The organism is Acidovorax sp. SUPP1855, assembly GCF_030158955.1.
Classification (GTDB): domain Bacteria; phylum Pseudomonadota; class Gammaproteobacteria; order Burkholderiales; family Burkholderiaceae_C; genus Paracidovorax.
Genome location: NZ_BQXI01000004.1, coordinates 81,843 through 100,994, shown reverse-complemented (window position 1 = coordinate 100,994; position 19,152 = coordinate 81,843). Strand labels below are relative to the sequence as shown.

Annotated in this window: 20 protein-coding genes, 1 other RNA gene and 1 riboswitch; of the genes, 6 read left to right on the top strand and 15 right to left on the bottom strand. The window is 71.6% G+C overall.

Annotation, left to right across the window (positions count from 1 at the left end; all coding sequences use genetic code 11):
• Window positions 1-10 precede the first annotated feature (10 nt).
• Window positions 11-1,303 (bottom strand): MFS transporter, encoded by a 1,293-nt coding sequence (locus AVMA1855_RS04975; protein ID WP_284424838.1) that lies wholly within the window; start codon window positions 1,301-1,303, stop codon window positions 11-13.
• A 141-nt stretch (window positions 1,304-1,444) separates the two neighbouring features.
• Between AVMA1855_RS04975 and AVMA1855_RS04970 the strand changes: the two genes are divergently transcribed.
• Window positions 1,445-2,335, top strand: a complete 891-nt coding sequence (locus AVMA1855_RS04970) for a LysR family transcriptional regulator (RefSeq protein WP_284424837.1) — start codon at window positions 1,445-1,447, stop codon at window positions 2,333-2,335.
• A gap of 36 nt (window positions 2,336-2,371) precedes the next feature.
• Here the strand turns inward: AVMA1855_RS04970 and cobT are convergent, their stop codons facing one another.
• Complete coding sequence (gene cobT, locus AVMA1855_RS04965; RefSeq protein WP_284424836.1) at window positions 2,372-3,436, bottom strand: nicotinate-nucleotide--dimethylbenzimidazole phosphoribosyltransferase; 1,065 nt, start codon at window positions 3,434-3,436, stop codon at window positions 2,372-2,374.
• Window positions 3,437-3,822: 386 nt separating this feature from the next.
• Here cobT and AVMA1855_RS04960 point away from each other — a divergent pair, with 386 nt between their 5' ends.
• Entirely contained in the window at window positions 3,823-4,248 is a 426-nt protein-coding gene (locus AVMA1855_RS04960) for a hypothetical protein (RefSeq protein ID WP_284424835.1), read from the top strand.
• Window positions 4,249-4,310: 62 nt separating this feature from the next.
• On the opposite strand, the gene AVMA1855_RS04955 is transcribed toward AVMA1855_RS04960, so the two are convergent.
• Window positions 4,311-5,771 carry a cobyric acid synthase gene (locus AVMA1855_RS04955; protein ID WP_284424834.1) on the bottom strand — a complete coding sequence of 487 codons (1,461 nt, stop codon included), beginning with the start codon at window positions 5,769-5,771 and terminating at the stop codon, window positions 4,311-4,313.
• A gap of 293 nt (window positions 5,772-6,064) precedes the next feature.
• On the opposite strand from AVMA1855_RS04955, the gene AVMA1855_RS04950 reads away from it, so the two are divergent.
• Window positions 6,065-6,478, top strand: a complete 414-nt coding sequence (locus AVMA1855_RS04950; protein WP_284424833.1) for a DUF3224 domain-containing protein — start codon at window positions 6,065-6,067, stop codon at window positions 6,476-6,478.
• 25 nt (window positions 6,479-6,503) lie between these two features.
• On the opposite strand, the gene AVMA1855_RS04945 is transcribed toward AVMA1855_RS04950, so the two are convergent.
• From AVMA1855_RS04945 to AVMA1855_RS04890, 12 genes are all read right to left on the bottom strand, one after another.
• The gene (locus AVMA1855_RS04945) at window positions 6,504-6,905 is read right to left on the bottom strand and encodes a DUF3037 domain-containing protein (RefSeq protein WP_284424832.1); all 402 of its coding nucleotides are present in this window, start codon (window positions 6,903-6,905) and stop codon (window positions 6,504-6,506) included.
• On the bottom strand, window positions 6,892-7,677 hold the full coding sequence (locus AVMA1855_RS04940; protein ID WP_284424831.1) for a HipA family kinase: 786 nt from the start codon (window positions 7,675-7,677) through the stop codon (window positions 6,892-6,894). Before AVMA1855_RS04940 ends, AVMA1855_RS04945 begins: the two co-directional genes overlap by 14 nt.
• Before the next feature lie 54 nt (window positions 7,678-7,731).
• The gene (locus AVMA1855_RS04935; RefSeq protein ID WP_284424830.1) at window positions 7,732-8,739 is read right to left on the bottom strand and encodes an aminotransferase class I/II-fold pyridoxal phosphate-dependent enzyme; all 1,008 of its coding nucleotides are present in this window, start codon (window positions 8,737-8,739) and stop codon (window positions 7,732-7,734) included.
• A complete protein-coding gene (gene cbiB / locus AVMA1855_RS04930) occupies window positions 8,730-9,704 on the bottom strand; it encodes an adenosylcobinamide-phosphate synthase CbiB (protein ID WP_284424829.1) in 975 nt (324 codons plus the stop codon). Before cbiB ends, AVMA1855_RS04935 begins: the two co-directional genes overlap by 10 nt.
• On the bottom strand, window positions 9,704-10,447 hold the full coding sequence (gene bluB, locus AVMA1855_RS04925; RefSeq protein ID WP_502870263.1) for a 5,6-dimethylbenzimidazole synthase: 744 nt from the start codon (window positions 10,445-10,447) through the stop codon (window positions 9,704-9,706). The genes cbiB and bluB overlap by 1 nt, the downstream gene beginning before the upstream one ends.
• A gap of 26 nt (window positions 10,448-10,473) precedes the next feature.
• Window positions 10,474-11,043 carry a cob(I)yrinic acid a,c-diamide adenosyltransferase gene (cobO, locus tag AVMA1855_RS04920; protein WP_272564138.1) on the bottom strand — a complete coding sequence of 190 codons (570 nt, stop codon included), beginning with the start codon at window positions 11,041-11,043 and terminating at the stop codon, window positions 10,474-10,476.
• A gap of 66 nt (window positions 11,044-11,109) precedes the next feature.
• Window positions 11,110-11,889, bottom strand: coding sequence for an ABC transporter ATP-binding protein (locus AVMA1855_RS04915; protein ID WP_284399267.1), 780 nt, complete (start codon window positions 11,887-11,889; stop codon window positions 11,110-11,112).
• Window positions 11,886-12,935, bottom strand: coding sequence for a FecCD family ABC transporter permease (locus tag AVMA1855_RS04910; protein ID WP_272569754.1), 1,050 nt, complete (start codon window positions 12,933-12,935; stop codon window positions 11,886-11,888). The genes AVMA1855_RS04915 and AVMA1855_RS04910 overlap by 4 nt, the downstream gene beginning before the upstream one ends.
• A 44-nt stretch (window positions 12,936-12,979) precedes the next feature.
• Window positions 12,980-13,897, bottom strand: coding sequence for an ABC transporter substrate-binding protein (locus AVMA1855_RS04905; RefSeq protein WP_284424828.1), 918 nt, complete (start codon window positions 13,895-13,897; stop codon window positions 12,980-12,982).
• A complete protein-coding gene (locus AVMA1855_RS04900; protein WP_284424827.1) occupies window positions 13,894-14,505 on the bottom strand; it encodes a bifunctional adenosylcobinamide kinase/adenosylcobinamide-phosphate guanylyltransferase in 612 nt (203 codons plus the stop codon). The genes AVMA1855_RS04905 and AVMA1855_RS04900 overlap by 4 nt, the downstream gene beginning before the upstream one ends.
• Window positions 14,502-15,905: a cobyrinic acid a,c-diamide synthase CobB gene (locus AVMA1855_RS04895; RefSeq protein ID WP_284424826.1), complete on the bottom strand. Its 1,404-nt coding sequence runs from the start codon at window positions 15,903-15,905 to the stop codon at window positions 14,502-14,504. The genes AVMA1855_RS04900 and AVMA1855_RS04895 overlap by 4 nt, the downstream gene beginning before the upstream one ends.
• A 76-nt stretch (window positions 15,906-15,981) precedes the next feature.
• On the bottom strand, window positions 15,982-17,886 hold the full coding sequence (locus tag AVMA1855_RS04890; RefSeq protein ID WP_284424825.1) for a TonB-dependent receptor domain-containing protein: 1,905 nt from the start codon (window positions 17,884-17,886) through the stop codon (window positions 15,982-15,984).
• A gap of 90 nt (window positions 17,887-17,976) precedes the next feature.
• Window positions 17,977-18,223, bottom strand: a riboswitch (cobalamin riboswitch).
• Window positions 18,224-18,289: 66 nt separating this feature from the next.
• Between AVMA1855_RS04890 and AVMA1855_RS04885 the strand changes: the two genes are divergently transcribed.
• The 3 genes from AVMA1855_RS04885 to ssrS all read left to right on the top strand — a co-directional run bounded on the left by AVMA1855_RS04885 (window position 18,290) and on the right by ssrS (window position 19,150).
• On the top strand, window positions 18,290-18,511 hold the full coding sequence (locus AVMA1855_RS04885) for a DUF904 domain-containing protein (RefSeq protein ID WP_272548299.1): 222 nt from the start codon (window positions 18,290-18,292) through the stop codon (window positions 18,509-18,511).
• Complete coding sequence (locus AVMA1855_RS04880; RefSeq protein WP_284424824.1) at window positions 18,508-18,918, top strand: cell division protein ZapA; 411 nt, start codon at window positions 18,508-18,510, stop codon at window positions 18,916-18,918. The genes AVMA1855_RS04885 and AVMA1855_RS04880 overlap by 4 nt, the downstream gene beginning before the upstream one ends.
• Window positions 18,919-18,970: 52 nt before the next feature.
• Window positions 18,971-19,150, top strand: a non-coding RNA gene (ssrS, locus tag AVMA1855_RS26705) — 6S RNA.
• The last annotated feature ends 2 nt before the right edge of the window (window positions 19,151-19,152 follow it).

Here is a 19,152-nt window from a genome sequence, read left to right as displayed (position 1 = left end):
GCCGCCCGGTTCACGCCTTCGCCCCGGTCCCCCGCGGCCCCGCAGCCGACATTACGATCCCCAGCACCGCCAGCGCGCCCGTCAGCCCCACGATGGCCGGCCACCCGCCGTGCTGCCAGAACCATCCGCCCACCGATCCGACCACGCTCGAACCCATGTAGTAGAACCAGAGGTAGAGCGATGCCGCGTGCCCCTTGGTCAACCCGGCCAGCGGGCCAATGGATGAACTGGCGATCGAGTGGCCGATGAAGAAGCCAGTGGTCACCAGCGCGATGCCCGCGAACACGCCCCACAGCGACGGCGACAGGGTGAGCAGCGTGCCGCCCAGCATGAACGCGAAGCCCGCGGCGAGCAGCCCGCGCCGCCCGAGACGGTCCGCCAACCGGCCCGCCACGGACGAGGACACGATGCCGAAGCCGAACACCAGGAACATCAGGCTGATCTGCGTCTGGCTGAGGCCGTAGGGTGCGCCGGACAGGCGGAACGTGGCGTAGTTGAACAGCGTCACGAAGATGCTCGTCAGCAGAAAGCCGATGGCGAACAGCCGCAGCAGCCCGCGGTGGCGCAGGTGGCCGCCCCAGGCCCGCAGGTGGTAGCGGACCTGCAGCCCGGGCTGGGGCGTGAAATGGCGCGACCGTGGCAGCAGCACCAGAAAGCCGATGGCCGACAGCAGGCACAGCGCGCCCAGGCAGCCCAGCGCGGCGCGCCAGCTCACCCATTCGGTGAGCACGCCCATGCCCACGCGCCCCATCATTCCGCCGAACGCGGTGCCCGCCACATACAGACCCATGGTGTGCGCCAGATGGCGCGGGTCGATCTCCTCGGCCAGGTAGGCCATGGCCACGGCCGGCACGCCGCCCAGCACCAACCCTTCCAGCGCGCGGGCCACCAGCAGACCATGCCAGCTGGGCACGATGGCCGCGACGATGTTCAGCAGCGAGGCCAGCGCCATCGAGGCGAACATCAGCCCGCGCCGCCCCAGCGCTTGCGAGAACGCCCCGGCGAGCACGATCGCCACGGCCAGCAGGCCGGTGGTCAGCGACAGCGGCAAGGCGCTCTGCGCGGGGCTGATGCCGAACGATCGGGCAAACGCCGGCAGCAGCGGCTGCACGCAGTAGATGAGCGAAAAGCTGGCGAAACCCGCCAGGAACAGCGCCGCGGCGGCACGCCGGTAATCCGCGGAGCCGCGCGCGATCCAGCCCGAAGCGGACGTGCCCGGCGGCGTGGATCGGGCTGCGGGCGGTTCGGCCAGGGGCGTGGCGGAAGGCGGGGCGAGGTCTGGGGAGGCGGTCAACGAAGGCATGGATCGAACGATGGACGGCAGAGCAAGGCGGCAAGGGAAAGGCGCTGCGCCGAAAGGCAGCCAGCGCTGGAATCTAGGCGCCTCCCTCATATATGTCCAATATATGATTCATCTCATCACCATACCTATTTCAGATACCCCATGGAACTGCGCCACATCCGCTACTTCATCGCCGTGGCCGAGGAAGGCAACTTCACCCGGGCCGCAGCGCGCCTGGGCATCGCGCAGCCGCCGCTGAGCCTGCAGATCAAGGACCTGGAAGCCGAGGTGGGCGTGCCGCTGTTCCACCGCGTGCCGCACGGCGCGCAGCTCACCGACGCAGGCCACGCTTTCCTGGAAGGCGTGGGCGGCCTGCCGGCGCGCACCTTCGACGCCGTGCGCGCGGCGCAGCGGGCGGCGCGCGGCGAGGCGGGCGTGCTGCACCTGGGCTTCACCGGCTCGTCCGCACTCAATCCCGTGGTCGTGCAGGCCATCCGCTCGTACCGCCGCGGGTTCGCGCAGGTGGAGCTCAGGATCGACGAGGGCAACTCCCTCACCCTGGTGGAGCGGCTGCGCGACGGGCGGCTGGACATCGCCATCCTGCGCCCGGACGGCCTGGACGCCACGGGCCTGCACTTTCACCGCTATCCGGACGAGCCGCTGATCGTGGCGCTGCCGGCCAGCCACGCCGCCTCGCGCAAGGGCCCGCGCATCGATCTGCTGAAGTTGCGCGGCGAGCCCTTCATCCTCACGCCCCGGCCGCTCGGCCCCAGCCTGTTCGATGCCTCGGTGGCGGCCTGCCGCGCGGCGGGCTTCGAGCCGCAGCTGGGCCCCACGGCGCCGCAGATCGTGTCGATCCTCGCGCTGGTCGCCGCCGAGCTGGGCGTGGCACTGGTGCCTGCCTCCATGCGGCACCTGGCCTTCAAGGGCGTGGCTTACCGGTCGCTCAGCAGCCAGTCGGCCCTGGTGAGCCTGGCCGTCGCCCACCGCGAGGGCGACCGTTCGCCCTTCGTGCAGAACTTCGTCGCGATGGCCCGGCCCGCGGCCCGGTAGTCCAGGGCACGCTTTCCGGCACGCGCGCCGCCCGGGTCACACCTTGCCGGCGACCCCCGCCGATTCGAAGCTCGCCATCTCGCGCAGCACCGCGCAGGCCGATTGCAGCAGGGGCCAGGCCAGCGCAGCGCCCGAGCCCTCGCCCAGCCGCAGGCCCATGTCCAGCAGCGGCTCGGCCTGCAATTCGCCCAGCAGCAGCGTGTGGCCCCGCTCGCCTGATCGGTGGGCGAACACGCAGCGCTCAAGCACGGCGGGCGCCAGGCGGCTGGCCACCAGCACGGCCGCGCTGGTGATGAAGCCGTCCACCACTATCACCCGGCGCTCGCTGGCGGCCTGCAGCACCGCGCCCACCAGGGTGGCCACCTCCAGCCCGCCCAGCGCGGCCAGTGCCTGCAAGGGCTCGATGGCGTCGGCATTGGCCTCCAGCGCCTGCTGCAGCACCGCGCGCTTGCGCGCCACGCCCTCGGCATCCAGGCCGGTGCCCGCGCCCGTGCAGTCGCCGATCGGCAGGCCGCACAGGCGCGACAGCAGCAGCGAGGCGACCGATGTGTTGCCGATGCCCATTTCGCCCAGCAACAGCGCGTTGCCAGGCAGGCCGCGCACGATCTCGCACCCGTTGGCAACCGCCTGGGCGCACTGGTCCGCGGTCATCGCCGGACCCACCGACGCATCCGCCGTGCCGGCCGCCACGCGGCAGTGGCTGAACAGGCGCGGCTGCCCCGGCGCGCTGTCGCGCGGCGCGATGGCGCGCGCCACGCCGCAGTCGGCCACGGTCAGGTCCAGCCCGTGCTGGCGCGCCAGCACGCTCACCGCCGCGCCGCCGGCCAGGAAGTTCTCCACCATCTGCCAGGTCACATCGCTCGGAAAGGCCGACACGCCGCGTGCCGCCAGGCCATGGTCGGCCGCACACACCAGCATCTGCGGCTGGCGCAGCTCGGGCGCCTCGGTGCCCAGGATGCGGCCGATGCGCAGCGCCAGCGACTCCAGCCGGCCCAGAGCACCCAGCGGCTTGGTCTTGTGGTCCAGCAGGTGCTGCAGGCAGGCAGCGAACGCCTCGTCGGACAGGGTTTCAACGGATGGAAGATCAGCGTTGTTGCTCATAAATCAGGGGCAAGTGGATAGCGACGGCTCGGACAGATTCAATCAAGGCGCGCGAAGCGGTCATCGCAGCACGGTTGCATCGGGGCGAACGACCTGCACCGGGCTACCCTGGTGAAGATGCGATCAGTTACCCGAATTGCTTCGCAAAATCGCCATATCCTACGCAGTGGAAATTCCGACCAATGGAAAGAATATCAACATTCGGGTCTGTCCAACTCTTTTCAAGTGATCCAATGGGATGCATCAACTCCACCTCACGCAACTCTAGCCCCGTGCATACGTGGGCGACCAATACACCCGCTCAAACACCGGGTAACCGTTCTCCGATGCCACAGGGCTCTCCCTACGCCGGCCCCAGCCGGCGGTCTGCCGGCGCGGGTGGGGCCATGGCGCCCCGCTCGCCGTTGCAGTCCGGACATGCCGCGATCCGATCCACGGCACAGCAGTTGCGCCAGCAGCAGGAGACGATTGCAAATCTGCTGGAACATGCCGTGCAATACCCGGGCCACGAAGGCATGAAAAGCGTCGTCAGATCCTGCGAAAAACTCAACCGGAAAATAACGGCCTATCTGGTTCAGAATCGCGGTTCCATCGGACCTGACGATGTACGGCAGATGCTGACAAGTCCCATCAGGCTCGTCGAGCAGCATCGCGCCGAAGTGGCGGCACGGATGGTTGCCGACGATTCGGACGAAGAGCAGCCCAGCTACAGCCAGGCGGGCCCGAGTTCGCAAAGTTACAACCCGGCGGAGTTCGAAGTCACGACCGTTTTTTCGGCAGGCCAGTACGACTACGGCCATTACTTGCGCTGAACGTCGACACCCAGCCATAAAAAGTCCCAGCCCGCCCCGTGCGGGCTTTTTTCCATCCGTCCCTACTGCAAGACGCGGCGTTTCCATTCCTCGTCGAACCATTCATCCACCCCGCTCGCCAGCCTGTCGAACACGGCGTCGAGCGTGGGTGCGTCGGCCCCGAAGAGCGCGCGCAGGATGCCGGCGTCCTCGAACAGGCCGTGCAGGTACAACCCCAGCACGTTGCCGCGCGCGTTCTGCCATGCCAGGCCCGGGATCACGGCATGCGCCACGTCGCCCGCCGCGGCCATCGCCGGATGCTGCGCGGTCTGGCCGTGGTGGATCTCGTAGCCCTGCACCGCCGTGCCGGCCAACGCCTGCCAGGCGCCCTGCGCGGCGCCGAACGCGGTGCGGGTATGGCGCACGGTCTTGACGGGCTCGAAGGCCGTCACCAGCGGCAGCAGGCCCAGGCCCGCCGCGTTGCCGTCCACGCCGTGCGTGTCGATGAGGGCCTCGCCCAGCATCTGCAGGCCGCCGCAGATGCCCAGCACCCGCCCACCCCGCGCTGCATGCGCGGCCACGGCGGCGTCCAGCCCCTGCGCGCGCAGCCAGGCCAGGTCGGCCGCGGTGGCCTTGGAGCCGGGCAGCACGATCCAGTCGGCCCCCGCCATGTCGGCCGGGCTGCGGGCCCACAGCAACCGCACGCCGGGCACGGCCTTCAGGGGCTGGAATTCGTCGAGGTTGCTGATGCGGGGGTAGGCCACCACGGCGATGGTCGTGTGCACCACACCGCTGGCGCGCGCGGCATCGTCGAACACCCCGTCTTCCTCGGGCAGGCCATGGTGCCATTGCATGGGGATGGTGGCCACGGTGGGCACGCCGGTCATCTGTTGCAGCATTTCGGGCGCCGGCGCCAGCAACGCCGCATCGCCCCGGAACTTGTTGAGCACGAAACCCTGGATCAGCGCCCTTTCGTCCTCCGGCACCAGGGCCCAGGTGCCGTAGAGGTGGGCGAAGGCGCCGCCCCGGTCGATGTCGGTGACGAGCAGGCAACTCGCGCCCGCATGCCGCGCCACGCGCAGGTTGACCACGTCGCTCGCTTGCAGGTTGATCTCGGCCGGCGACCCCGCGCCTTCGATCACCACCACGTCGTTCTCGGCGCGCAGCGCATCGAGCGCGGCGGCGATCTGCGGCCACACCCGCGCACTGCGGCCGCGCCAGGGCAATGCAGACAGCTCCTCGCTCACCTGCCCCATCAGCACCACCTGGCTGCGGGTGTCGGCCTCGGGTTTGAGCAGCAGCGGGTTCATGCGCACATCGGGCTCGGCACGCGCCGCCAGGGCCTGGAAATACTGCGCGCTGCCGATCTCGCCGTGGCCGCCACCCGGCCCGGCGACCACGCGCGCGTTGTTGCTCATGTTCTGCGCCTTGAACGGCGCCACTTTCAGGCCCTGGTTGCTGTACCAGCGGCACAGGGCCGTGGCCAGCCAGCTCTTGCCGGCGCCACTGGTCGTGCCCAGCACCATGACGCAGCGCGCCGCCATGTCAGCGCCCGGCCCGTGCGCTACGGCCACAGCGGCGGCAGAACAGCGGACACGGAAAAAGCGGAACGGTGGGGCGAGGAGCAGCGAAGGCGAAAGGGGCGGAATGCACGGCGCAGTTCGATTGGCGAAGGAGCCGTATTGTCCCCCGACCCGCATGCCCGGCTCGCGGCCAGCATGGCCCGAACCGCGTTGCACGTTCTTGCGGTTCAATAGCGGCTTCGTTTCCACCGACAGGCCCTGCCCACCTGCGCGCTCCTGCAGCGGGCGGGCCGCTTCCACCCGCGAGACAACCCATGATTTCTGATTCCATCACCGGCCCCTTCGACGTCAAAACCGCGCCCCACCCACTGAGCGACACAGCGAGCACCAGCGGCCTTCTCCGCATGTCCCTCGACAAGCGCTTCCACGGAAGCCTGGACGCCACGAGCACGGGCGAGATGCTGGCCTTTCGCAGCGCCACCACAGGATCGGCCGGCTACGTCGCGATGGAAACCGTGCATGGCAGCCTGGCAGGACGCCACGGCAGCTTCGTGCTGCAGCACAGCTCGACCATGGCGCGCGGCGTGCCAGAGCAGCGCATCGCAGTGGTGCCTGATTCGGGCACCGACGCGCTCACCGGCCTGGAAGGTCGCATGACCATCGACGTCGCAGCCGACGGGGCGCACGCCTACCGGTTCGACTTCACATTACCGGACAGCGCCGGCTGAGGCGGGTCGCGGCGCCTTCACCCCATCAACCCATCGCACGCAACGGCCGGACCATGCGGTCCATGATGTGCTCCAGCGCCGCGCCCGCATCGGTGCAGCGCCCGGTGTGCACCGGCGAGGTCTGGATGATTCCGCTGCGCCGCGCGGTCAGCCAGTGAAAGCGCGAGCGGTAAGGCATCTGCGCGATGGGCCCGCAGCCCGTGTCGCCCGCGCAGATGGCGACGATGGCCGCCAGGTGCCTGCACACCGTGTCCAGGTCGGCCGCGGGGTCGAGGGCCAGCAGCCGCGCCTCGTCCAGTGCCATGGTGGCCTGCAGGAAACCCGTGCGCTGGCACGACAGGATGGCGCCAGCATTGATGAATTCCTCGCGCTCCACACGCGGCACCACGCGCACGATGGCGTAGTCGTACACATCAGCCGCGTGCATCGATCGCTCCTTTCAGCCAGGCGCCGCGCCCGGCCAGCCGTGCGGCGAAATAATCCGCGTAGGCCTGCCGGTGGGTGCCGGGCGCGATCAATGGGCCTTCGGCGTGGTCGGCACCGGCCAGTTGCAAAAATTCATCGGGCACCTCGGACAGCACGCCCTGCAGCACAGCGGGCGTGAGGCGCGCGGCCAGTTCCGCATCCACCTGCGCCAGCGCGGTGGCGCGGGGCAGCAGCACGTGGTCGGCAATGGGGGCGAAGGGCTTGGCGGGCACGGCCACCGTTCCGTTCCAGGCATGGTGGAAGGTCAGCGCCGCGCCATGGTCGATCAGCCACGGGTTGCGGTGCCACACCAGCAGGTTGGTGTTGCGCGCCGTGCGGTCCACGTTGCCCACCAGCGTGTCGAACCAGACCAGCCGCGAGGCGAAGTCGTCCGAGACCGCATCCACCGCCGGATCGAAGTTCGCGGCGCCCGAGAGGTAGTCCAGCCCCACGTTCAGGCCGCCGCTGGCACGGATCAGGTCCTGGATCTCGGGGTCCGGCTCGGTCTGCGCCAGGGCCACGTCCAGTTGGGCGAGCACGATCTCGGGAACGGGCAGGCCCAGGGCGCGGGCAATGCCCCCGGCGATCATCTCGGCGAGCAGGGCCCGCACGCCCTGCCCCGCGCCACGGAACTTGAGCACATACAGGCCCAGATCGTCGCCCTCGACGACGGCGGGCATGGAGCCGCCCTCACGCAGGGGCGTGACGTAGCGGCTGACGGTGATGGTGCGCATGGCGGGGCGGCCTCCTTGGAGCGATCGCAGGTGAGGCGGCGATGGTAGCGGCAGTCAGCCGATCCAGGCCTGGCGCAGCGCCTGCTGGGAATCCGGCGGCAGCACGCCCAGGCGCACCTGCCCCGGCAGCCCGAACGACGTGCCGTCGCGCAGCTTGATGCCATGGGCACGCAACCGATGCAGGGCCGCCGGCAGGTCATCGGCATCGGGCCGTGCCACGAAGTAGTTGGCCAGGCTCCCGGGCACGACGGCCCAGCCCAGCGATTCGCACAGCGCCTGCTGCTGCGCCTTCCAGGCCCGCAGCGTGTCCAGGCTGTCGCGCAGCCAGCGCTGGGTGGAGGCCAGGGTCCATGCCGTGAGCAGCGCCACGCCGTGGGCGCCGATGGGCCAAGATGGCGCCAGCGACTGCAGCGCGGCCAGGTCTTGCGGCGGCTGCGCCTGCGGCGCGACGGCATAGGCCGCGCGCACGCCCGTCAGGCCCAGGGCCTTGTTGGGGGTCCACAGCTGCCAGGCGTTGGCGGGCATGTGGCTGGCGGTGCCCTCCAGGCGCAGGGGGGCGTAGGCGCAGTCGATCACGCGCAGTGCCCCGTCTTGCGCTCCGATCCGGGCCCAGGCGGCCAGCGCGGGGTCGGGCGTGCCGAGCGGGCTGGCGGGCTCGCACGCCCAGCACAGGCCGGTGACCGCCGGGTCCGCACCGGGTGCGGCGGGCCGCACGTCCAGCCCCCAGGCCTGCGCCGCGCGCGTGTAGTCTCCATAGCAATGCACCGGCACCGCCACGGCCCGCACGCCCCGCCGGGCGGCGAAGGCGGTGATGCGGTGGATGAATTCGCTCGCGCTGCCTGCGATCACGATGCGCGCCGGCCCCACGCCGTGGAAGGCGCCCAGGCGCTCGCGCAATGCGGTGTAGGCCGGGTCGGGGTAATGCCGGGCATCGGCTTCGCGCAGCGCCTGGACCGCCCCGGGGCACGGGCCGCAGGCGTTGCTGTTGGTGGAAAAGTCGTGCGGCGGCACGCCCAGGGCGTCCGGGCCGCCATGCAGGGGGGGGTGCAACGTCACATCCATCGCAACCACCAAAATGCTATTGAAAAGTGAGCAACCAGGGCAATCAATCCGCCGGCAACCACCACTTTCGATGCCCAGCCTGCCGCCCGGGGCGTGTCGCGGGCGTCAGCGCCCCGCCCTTCGTGGTGGAGCGTGTACACGCCGGGCTTGGCCAGGCGCACACCCAGGGCCAGCGCCATGGCGGCCATGGGCCAGCCGCTGTTAGGCGAGGGCGTGCAGCGGGCCTGGGCCGCCAGCACGCGCCAGCGCGGGCCGCCGGCGATGGCGCGCAGCAGCAGCGCCGTGAGCCGCGCCGGCAGCCACGACAGCGCGTCGTCCGCGCGCGCCGCCCATTTGCCGGCCCACTGCCAGTAGCGCCCGCCGCGCATGCCGGGGTAGCCCCACATGGCATCGGCCGTGTTGGCGAAACGGTAGAGCGCGGCGCCAGGCAGGCCCAGCAGTGCGAACCAGAACAGCGGCGCGACCACGGAGTCGTTGAGGTTCTCGGCCAGCGACTCGATGGCGCTCTCGCGCACCTGCACCGCGTCGAGCACCTGCACGTCGCGGCTCACCAGGCGCGCCAGGCGCGCGCGCCCGGCCTCCAGCGATTCGGCCAGGGCGGCTTCCACCGCCAGCACCTCGTCGCGCAGCATGCGCCAGGCCAGCAGCGGCTTGAGCAGCAGCGCCAGCAGCACTGCGGCCAGCCACGGCGGCGCGTGGCGCAGTACGGCCCATTGCAGCACCGCCGAGACGATCAAAACCACGGCGGCCAGCGCACACCACAGCAGCGCTGCCAGCCCGAAAGACCGCCAGTCGCGCGCAGTGGGCGCGCGGGGCGCCACCCGGTCGCCGCCGGCCTGCAGCGCACGGCCCATCCAGACCACGGGGTGCACGGCCACGGGCGGCTCGCCGAAGCACCGGTCGATGGCCAGCGCGAGCGGCACTGCCGCGGCGGGGGCGAGGGCCAGGGCCCAGGCGGCGTCCATCAACGGGGGCCCTTTTCGCCGGCGGCCGGCATCGGATCCTCGGCAACGCCTTCCGCCAGCCAGGGCGCCGGCTGGCCCCAGGCGTTGTCGAACACCACGGTGCGAAGCGGCGCGCGGCGCGCCCAGCGCTCCTGCTGCAACATGGGTTCTTCGTAGAAGCCGTGCACCGGGCCGATGGACAGCAGCGCCACCGCCTCGGCACCGGGGGGCAGGCCCAGCAGCGCGCCCACGGCGGCGGGGTCGAACATGGACACCCAGCCCATGCCCAGCCCCTCGGCGCGCGCGGCCAGCCACAGGTTCTGCAGCGCGCAGGCGACCGAGGCCAGGTCCATCTGCGGCAGCGTGCGGCGGCCGAACACGTGCGCCTCGCGGCCATCGGCCAGCGCCACGGCGATGCACTCGGCCGCATCGCGCAGGCCCTCGACCTTCAGGCGCAGGAACTCCGCGCCGCGCTCGCCCAGCGCCTCGGCCGTGCGCAGGCGCTCGGCCTCCACACAGGCATGCAGGCGCCCGCGCAGCGCCTCATCGGCCACGCGGATGAAACGCCAGGGCTGCATGAAGCCCACGCTGGGGCCGTGGTGCGCGGCCTCCAGCAGCCGCGCCAGCACCTCGGGCGCGACCTGCCCGCCCGCGAAGTGGCGCATGTCGCGGCGCTCGCGGATGGCGCGGTACACGGCGGCGCGCTCCGCTGCGGAGAAGGCGGCGCCCTGCGCCATGTCGGTGGGCGGCGTGGGGGACGGCATCGCGGCGCGGGGGCGGTCGGCGGGGCTCAATCCTCGATGCCGCGCTGCGCCGGCACGCCGGCCTGGAACGCGTGCTTGACCATGCCCATCTCGGTCACCGTGTCGGCCAGCTCGATCACCTCGGGCGGGCAACGGCGGCCGGTGAGCACCACGTGCACATGGCGCGGGCGGTCGCGCAGCACCTGCAGCACCTCGTCGAGCGGCAGCCAGCCGTAGATGAGCGGGTAGGTGATCTCGTCCAGCACCACCAGAAAGAATTCGCCGCCCAGCACGGCGGCGCGCGCGCGCTCCCAGCCGGCGCGGGCCAGTTCGGCCGACTGGTCGATGTCGCGGCTCTTCCAGGTGAAGCCGTCGCCCAGGCCCTCGATGGGGATGCCCAGCTGCTCGAACATGCGGTGCTCGCCGAAGCGCGCGGTGGGCACCTTCATGAACTGGAAGATCTTGACCGGCTTGCCGCGCCCGTGGGCGCGCAGGGCGAGGCCGAACGCGGCGGTGCTCTTGCCCTTGCCGTTGCCGGTGTTGACCAGCACGATGCCGCGGCGCTCGCCGTCGGGTTTTTCGGAGCGCCGTTCGGCGGGAGGGGTTTCGATCTGCATGCGCAATGTCTCGGAAGTCGTTCGAAAAAAAAGGGGCGAAAGCGGTGGCCGGGAGGTTGGCCGGCCCTAGTCGATGCGCGGCAGCGACACCCACAGGCCCGCCACCTGCTGCACCTGGATGCGCTGGTCGAACACGGCCTGCAGCGCGGCGTGGGTGGCCGGATCGGCGCAGGCGCCATGGTGCACGATGCGGCCGCGGTCCATGATGGCCATGTCGTCGGCCTGCAGCGCGAGCGACACCTCGTGCAGCACGCTCACCACCGTGCCGCCGCCCGCCGCCAGCGCGCGCATGGCGTGCAGCCAGTCGGCCTGGTGCGGCGGATCGAGGTTGGCCAGGGGTTCGTCCATCAACAGCACCTCGGCCTGCACGGCCAGCGCGCGCGCCAGCAGCACCCGCTGGCGCTCCCCGCCCGACAGTTGCCCGAGCGGCCGGTGGCGCCAGTCCCAGGCCTGCGTGGTGCGCAGGGCCTGCTCCACCGCCGCATGGTCGGCGGCGCTGGCCGGGGCCATCCAGCGCTGGTGCGGCAGGCGCCCGAGCATGGCGACGTCGTAGGCCGTGAGGTCGTCCGCCGAGGCCTCGTTCTGCCCCAGCCAGGCCAGCCGGCAGGCGCGCTCGCGGGCCGGCATGGCGGCCAGGGGCCGGCCCAGCAGTTCGACCCGGCCCGACACCGCCGCGCCGCGCAGCAGGCCCGCCAGCACCTTGAGCAAGGTGGACTTGCCGGCGCCGTTGGGGCCGACCACGCTGGTCCAGCGGCCGGCGGGCACGGCCAGGTCCACGCCGTTCAATACCGGGGCATTTCCGATGTGTGCCGCGATGTTGATTGCCTCGATTGCTATGCTTTTCATAGCGAATGGCCTTGCATCGAGCGCCGGTGCATCAGCCACAGCAGGTAGGTGCCGCCCAGCGCCGCGGTGAGCACGCCCACGGGCAGCTCCTGCGGCGCCAGGATCCAGCGCGCCAGGATGTCGGCCGCCAGCAGCAGCGCCGCGCCCATCAGGCTGGACAGCACGATGTGCCGCTGGTGCGTGACCTTGACGATGGAGCGCACCAGGTGCGGCGCGGCCAGCCCCACGAAGGCGATCAGGCCGGTCTGCGCCACGGCCGTGCCGGTGGCCAGCGCCATGGCCGCCACCAGCCCCGCGCGCATGGGCGCCAGCGGCAGGCCCAGGCTGGCGGCTGTGGCCTCGCCCAACGTCAGGCCGTCGAGCGCGCGCGACAGGGTCCACGCGGCGATGCCGCACAGCGCCCACGCCCCGGCCATGAGCGCGCAGGCCACCCAGCCGACGAAGCTGGTGCTGCCCAGCGTGAAGGCCTGCATGGCCTGCAGGATGTCCGGCGAGGCCAGTTCCACCAGGTCGCGCAGCGCGCCCAGCACCACGCCCACGATCACCCCGGCCAGCAGCAGGCGCAGCGTGTGCTGCACCCCGCGCGCCAGCACCAGGGTCAGGGCCACGGCGCCGGCCGCGCCGAGAAACGCCATGCCGGTGACGCCCAGCCGCGCCAGCCACTGCGCCGCCATGGGCGAGACGCCGAACACGACCATCGCCAGCGCGCCGCCCAGCGCCGCGCCCGAGGCCGAGCCCAGCAGGTACGGATCGGCCAGCGGGTTGCGGAACAGGCCCTGCGCCACAGCGCCCGCCAGCCCCAGCAGCGCGCCGGCCAACCACGCGCCCAGCGTGCGCGGCAGGCGGATCTCCCACACGATCTGCCAGGCCACCGGGTCCTGGCCCATGCGCAGCAGGCTGTCGAATCCCGTGCTGCCCACGCAGGCGCCGACGACCAGCAGCAGCGCGCTGGCGACCAGCAGGCAGGCGCCCAGCCACGCGGCGCGGCGCGGGCCGGGGCCGGGCTGCGCGGCATGCGAGGCCGCCGGCACGGGCTGCGATGGCATTGGCGATGACGATGGCATGGCGGGTGCGCCGTCCGGGGGCACGCTCATGGCGCCTTGTCCGCCAGGCAGCGCGCCATGATGCGCGCGGCCTCGGCCATGCGCGGGCCGGGGCGCACCACCACGTCGGCCTCGTCGGGGCCGAACAGGCACACGCGCTGCTCGCGCACGGCTTTCAGGCTGTTCCAGCCCGGGTACATCGCCATGGACTGCATGCTGCGGTTGCCCACCATCATCACGTCGGGCCGCGCTCGCACGACGAACTCGGGGTTCAGCCGCGGGAACGGGCCCAGCTCGGGCGGCACCACGTTGCGCGCGCCCAGGCGCGCCAGCGTCTCGCCGATGAACGAGGCCGTGCCCGCCGCATACGGCCCCCGGCTCACCTCGAAATACACGCGGGCCCCGCGCGCGCGGGCCGGCAGCGACTGCGTGGCGGCCTGCACGCCGGCGTCGATCACGCGCCACAGCCGGTCGGCCCCCTGCTCCTGCGGCACGCCGAGCAGCTGGCCCAGCGTGGCGAGCACGCGACGCACGTCGGCATGGGTCTTGGGCTCCAGCGCCACCACCTTCAGGCCCAATGCCTCCAGCCGGTCGCTGGCGCGCGAGCTGGTGGCCAGCAGCACCACGTCGGGCTGCAGGGCGACGATGGCCTCGATGTTCGGATCGATGCCGCCGCCCAGTTGCGGCAGGCGCTGCACGGCTTCGGGCCAGTTGGAATAGCGGTCCACGCCCACCAAGCGCTGGCATTGCTGCAGCTCACACACGCTCTCCGTCAGCGAGGGCAGCAGGCTCACGATGCGCTGCGGCGGCTGGGCGAATACGACGGTGCGCCCGCGCGCATCGGTCACCTCGAAGCCCTGCGCGGCCGTGACACCCGCCGTGAAGACGAGGGCCGCGAGCGCCAGCCCCACGGGCCACCGGCGAGCGGCATGGCAGCGCAGGCGTTGCAAGAAGCGGTGCGTCATGGCGTGTCCTTCAACGTGAGCGGCAGGCCCGCCGCGACCAGGGTGACGCGCTGGCAGGCCTCGGCCACGCGCTGATTCAGGCTCCCCAGTGCATCGACAAAGGCGCGCACCTCGCGGCCCATGGGAATCACGCCCAGGCCGATCTCGTTGCCCACCAGCACCACCGGGCCGGGGGACTGGCCGATTGCTCCTAAAAACATAGCGCACTGCCCTAGCCAATCATGCGCTGGAGGCTGATTTGATTCCGTCCCCTCCGAGACCGGCGCTGGGGCCGGGGCCGGCATGAGCCAGTTGGTGAGCCAGAGCGTGAGGCAGTCCACCACGATCAGCGTGTCGGCGCTGCCGTGGCGGGCGATGGCGCGGGCCAGATCGAGCGGCTCTTCCAGCGTGCGCAGGCCGGGCACGCGCTCGGCGCGGTCGCGCTGGTGGCGCGCGATGCGTTCGCGCATCTCGTCGTCCCAGGGCTGACCGGTGGCGATCAGCAGCGCGCGGTGCGTGGGCGAATCGGCCAGCCACTGGCGCGCCAGCAGCTCGGCGCGGCGCGACTTGCCGCTCTTTTGGCCGCCCAGGATCAGCTCGCTGGCGGCGATGGGGCCGGGGCCGCTCATGCCGCCCCCCGTGGCGCATCCGGGCCGGCGCCCAGCAGGGCCGCCACCGCGCGCGGGCTCGACGGAAACCAGGCGTGGAAGTAGCTCGCGTGGATGCTGCCATGGCGGTACAGCGCCTCGCCCGGGCCGGGCGGCCCCGCGTGCGCGGGCCGCTCGGTGCGCCCCCGCACCGGGGCCGGGCTTTCGCAGGTGGAGTAGTGGAAGGTGTGGCCGCGCAGCACGTGGCCGTCCACGTCCAGTTGCTGCGGCCCGAGGGCTGCCAGCCGCTTTTGCATGGCCACGCGGCCCGGCAGCAGCCCCCACAGGGGCCGGTGCTGGCCGTCGGCCAGGGTGATCGATTCGAACAGCGCCATCATGCCGCCGCATTCTGCCCACACCGCGCGGCCGGCCTGCACGTGCGCCCGCAGGCTGGCCTGCATGCCGGTGTGGCCGGCGATGCGGTCGGCATGCAGTTCGGGGTAGCCGCCGGGCAGCCAGAGCGCATCGCACGGCGGCAGCGCGGCATCGGCCAGCGGCGAAAACCGCACCACCCGCGCGCCCAGCGCCGCCAGCGTGTCCAGGTTGGCGCGGTAGATGAAGCAGAACGCCGCATCGTCCGCCACCGCCACCGTGCGGCCCTCCAGCAGCGGCGGCACGGGCTCGGGCCGCTCGGGCGCGGCAAAGCGCACGGCCCAGCGCTGCAGTTCGTGCGGTTGCAGGCGGCCCAGCGGCGTGGCCGCCAGCGCATCGGCCGCGGCGTCCAGCCGCGCCAGGCCATCGGCCAGCTCGTGCGCGGCCACCAGGCCCAGGTGCCGCTCGGGCAGCAGGCCAGCCCGCGCCCGCACGGAGGCGGAAGGCTTGGTCGCACCGTCCTGGGCATCCAGTTGCACGCGCGGCAGCGCGCCCAGCCAGTCCGCGGGATCGTTGAGACCTGCGCGCAGCAGGTCGGCATGGCGTTCGGTGGCGACGCGGTTGGCCAGCACGCCGGCCCATGGCAGGCCCGCGCGGTAGTGCCGCAGGCCGTGCACCACGGCCCCCAGCGTGGCGCCCATGGCCGACGCATCGACCACCGCCAGCACCGGCAGCCCGAAGCGCTGCGCCAGATCGGCCAGGCTGGGGGCGCCGTCGAACAGGCCCATCACGCCTTCGATGAGGATCAGGTCGGCCTCGCGCGCGGCGGCATGCAGGCGCTGCGCGATGTCGGCCTCGCCGGTCATCCACAGGTCGATCTGGTGCACCGGGGCCCCGCTGGCCAGTTGGTGCCAGCAGGGGTCGAGGAAATCGGGGCCGCACTTGAAGACCCGCACCCGGCGCCCCTGGCGCGCGTGCATCCGCGCAAGCGCCGCCGTCACGGTGGTCTTGCCCTGGCCGGACGCGGGTGCGGCGATGGCGATGGCGGGACAGCCCACGCTGCCCGCCATGCCAGCCGCTTCTTCTTCTCGCGCTGCTTCTTCTCCCCTCGCCCTCATGGGTTCTTCATCGCTGGCTGCGCCGCGGTCATTGCGGCGCCCATTTGAGGCCCGCATAGAACGTGCGCCCCGCCGTGGCGTAGGTGCGGGCCAGCTGGTAATCCTTGTCGGCCAGGTTGTCCACGCGCGCCAGCAGCGTCACGTCGCGTGCGATGCGCGTGCTGGCATACAGGTTGACGAGCGTGTAGCCGCCCAGCACCGTGGTGTTGGCCGCGGTGTCGAAGCGCCGGCCCGAGGCCTGCACTTCGGTGCCCAGCGTCCAGCCGGCGACCTGGGTGTCGGCCCCCAGCGTGCCGTGGCGCTTGGAGCGCCGCGCCAGCAGCCGGCCCGTGTCTTCGTCGCGCGGGTTCTGGAAATCCACCGATCCGCGCAACTGTACGCCAGCCACCTTGTACGAGCCTGACAGCGTTACGCCGTCGTACTTGGCGCGCGCGGCGCTGGCATAGCAGCCGAAGTTGGACTGGCAGCCGCCCGCCCCGCCGAACACGATGAGGTTCTTCACGCGGTTGCGGTAGGCCACGGCCGAGAAGGTGCCGGCGCCCTCGGCCCAGCGCAGGCCCACCTCGGCATTGCGGCCCTCTTCCGGCTTGAGCGATGCCAGGCCGTATTCGCTGAAGCGCTGGTACAGCGTGGGCGCGCGGAACGAGGTGCCCACGGACGCAGTGGCGCGCCACTGCGGCGTGATGGCATAGCCGTAAGCGGCGCTGCCGGTGTTCTGGCCGCCGAACTCGCTGTCGGAGTCGTGGCGCACGTTGAACTGCAGCGTGTGGCCGCCGGCATTGAAACCGTAGCCCAGCGCGAGCGCGTCCTGCGAACGCTTGCGGTCGATGGGCGCGTTCTCCAGATGGTCCTCACGGCGCTCCAGGGCCGCCGTCACCAGGTGCGGGCCCTGGCGCCATTCGTTCTGGAACAGGTAGCCGCGCAGGCGCGTGTCGGTGAGGTACACGGAAGGCCGCGTCTCGTAGCGGTCGCGCGAGTCGGTGACCGACACGCGGGTGGTGTACTGCGGGCTCCACTTCGCGGCCCAGTTCAGGCCGAGGGCGTGCATGCGGTGCAGGTTGCGGTCGTCGTTGCCCAGCGGCAGGGTGTCGTAGCCCGAGTTCATCTCGCTGGCCACCAGCGTGCCTTCCAGGCGGTGGACTGCATCGATCTGCAGGCCCACCCGGGCGTTGCCGGACGTGCGTCGATAGCCGTCCTTGTCGGGGTTCTGCGTGGCGACGGTGCGGGCGTTGAAGCCCTGGCTCGTCTCGCGCGCCAGGCCCACCGCATAGTCCACCGCGCCGGTGGCGCCGCTCACGCCGGCCTCGGCCTTGTAGGTGCCCTGGCTGCCCACGCCGACGCCCACGTAGGGAGCGGTGCCGGCCTCGCCCCGGCGCGTGAAGATCTGCACCACGCCGCCGATGGCGTCCGAGCCGTACACCGCGCCGGCCGGGCCGCGCAGCACCTCGATGCGGTCGATGACGGCCAGCGGAATGGCCTCCCACGGCGCGCCGCCGGTGGACTGCGAATCCATGCGCACGCCGTCGATGTATACCGCCGTGAAGCGCGTCTCGGCGCCGCGCAGGTACAGGCTGGTGGCGCTGCCCGGGCCGCCGTTGCGGACCATCTCGACGCCGGGCAGGCGGGCCAGCACGTCGGCCAGGCCGGTCGCGCCGCTGTTCTCGATGGCCTCGCGGTCCAGCACGGACACGTCGGCCACTAGGTCGGCCAGCGGCTGGGGCGTGCGCGTGGCGGCTACCACGGTCTCGCCCAGGGAGGGCACGCGCTGGTTCTGCGCCAACAGCACGGGGGCATCCTGCGCCTGCGCGGCGGGTGCGGCGGCGAACGCGAGGGCCAGGGACACGGCCAGGGCGGCAGGCCGCAGGGGCGAGGCAGGGGAAGGTACGGCGGCGGCAATGGCAGCGGCGCGCGCGGGGAACAAGGGCTTTTTCATGGAAACAGACAGACTGGCAAACATCCCCGCGCCGGCTTCCCCGCCGGCATTGGGCGAAACAGCCGCGCCTTCGGGACCATGGCGGTCCCAAGCGCGGCCACGTTGTTGGCCGGTATCCGGGCTGGCGGAGCGCCCTCCAGCGCCTTCCCAGGCGCTTGTTCAAGGCGTCCAGTGGCTCATGGCTGGAGAGTGAGTCGAAGAAAAAAGGGCCGACTCGTCCGCTGACCGTTGCGGGGGCAGCGCAGGCACGGCGCGCTCTGGCGAACGCAACCTTCCTGCTTCCCGTTGAACTGCAGCATGCGAACCATGCTGCGAGCACCAACCCGCGGATTTTACGGGTGTTGCAGCCTGTAAACGCCGCTGAATGGGCGGGTGGTGGCGCCAACCCTACAATCGCGGCTGTATGGATCCATCCTCTCCCATCGACCAGATCGCCGAACGCGTGGAGCGGCTGCTGTTGCGCCATGCGGAACTGCAACGCGCCAATGCCTTGCTGACCGCCCAGGTGGTCCATCTCACCCAGGAGCGAGACTCGCTCAAATCCCGGCTCAACACCGCCCGCGCCCGTGTGGACGCGCTGCTGGAGAGCCTGCCCGCGACGCCCCCCTCGAAGGACGCCGAATGAAGCAGATCGAAGTCCAGATCATGCAGCAGAGCTACCTGCTGGGCTGCCCCGAGGGCCACGAATCGCGCCTGCTGCAGGCCGTGGAACGCGTGGACACCGCGATGACGCGCATCCGCGATGCCGGCAAGGTGCGGGCCCGTGAGCGCATCGCCGTGCTGGCGGCGCTCAACCTGGCCTTCGAGATCGCCGACCGCGAAGAGGCCGACCTGGCCTCGGCGGCCCAGGCCCAGGCCGCAGCCCCGACGGAGCCCGCACCGCTGGTCCCGGCCGCCGGTCCGCAATCCGCCGATGGCTTGGCGTCATCGCACGCCTCTCACGCCTCGCTGGCGGGCGACCCGTCCGGCCAGATGCAATTGCTGCTGCGCCGCCTGGACGATGCGCTCGGCGACGACGGCCGCCTTCTTTAAGAAACGTTACGCAACGGCCGCTCGCGCGCCGTGGATGCAGCGCCTACAATGGAGGCGTCTGCGGTGCTGCCGGGCTTTATATTTCCTTGAACCAATGCTCATTGAGCACGGGCTTGGTACATTGCCCGGTGAGCGTGATCATCTCGCGTCAGATGAACCCAACGCCTGGCTGCCCTCGCCCACCTGAACCCCCGGTTCAGGATGCCGGTCCGGTGGCATTCGCAGACACCTGTT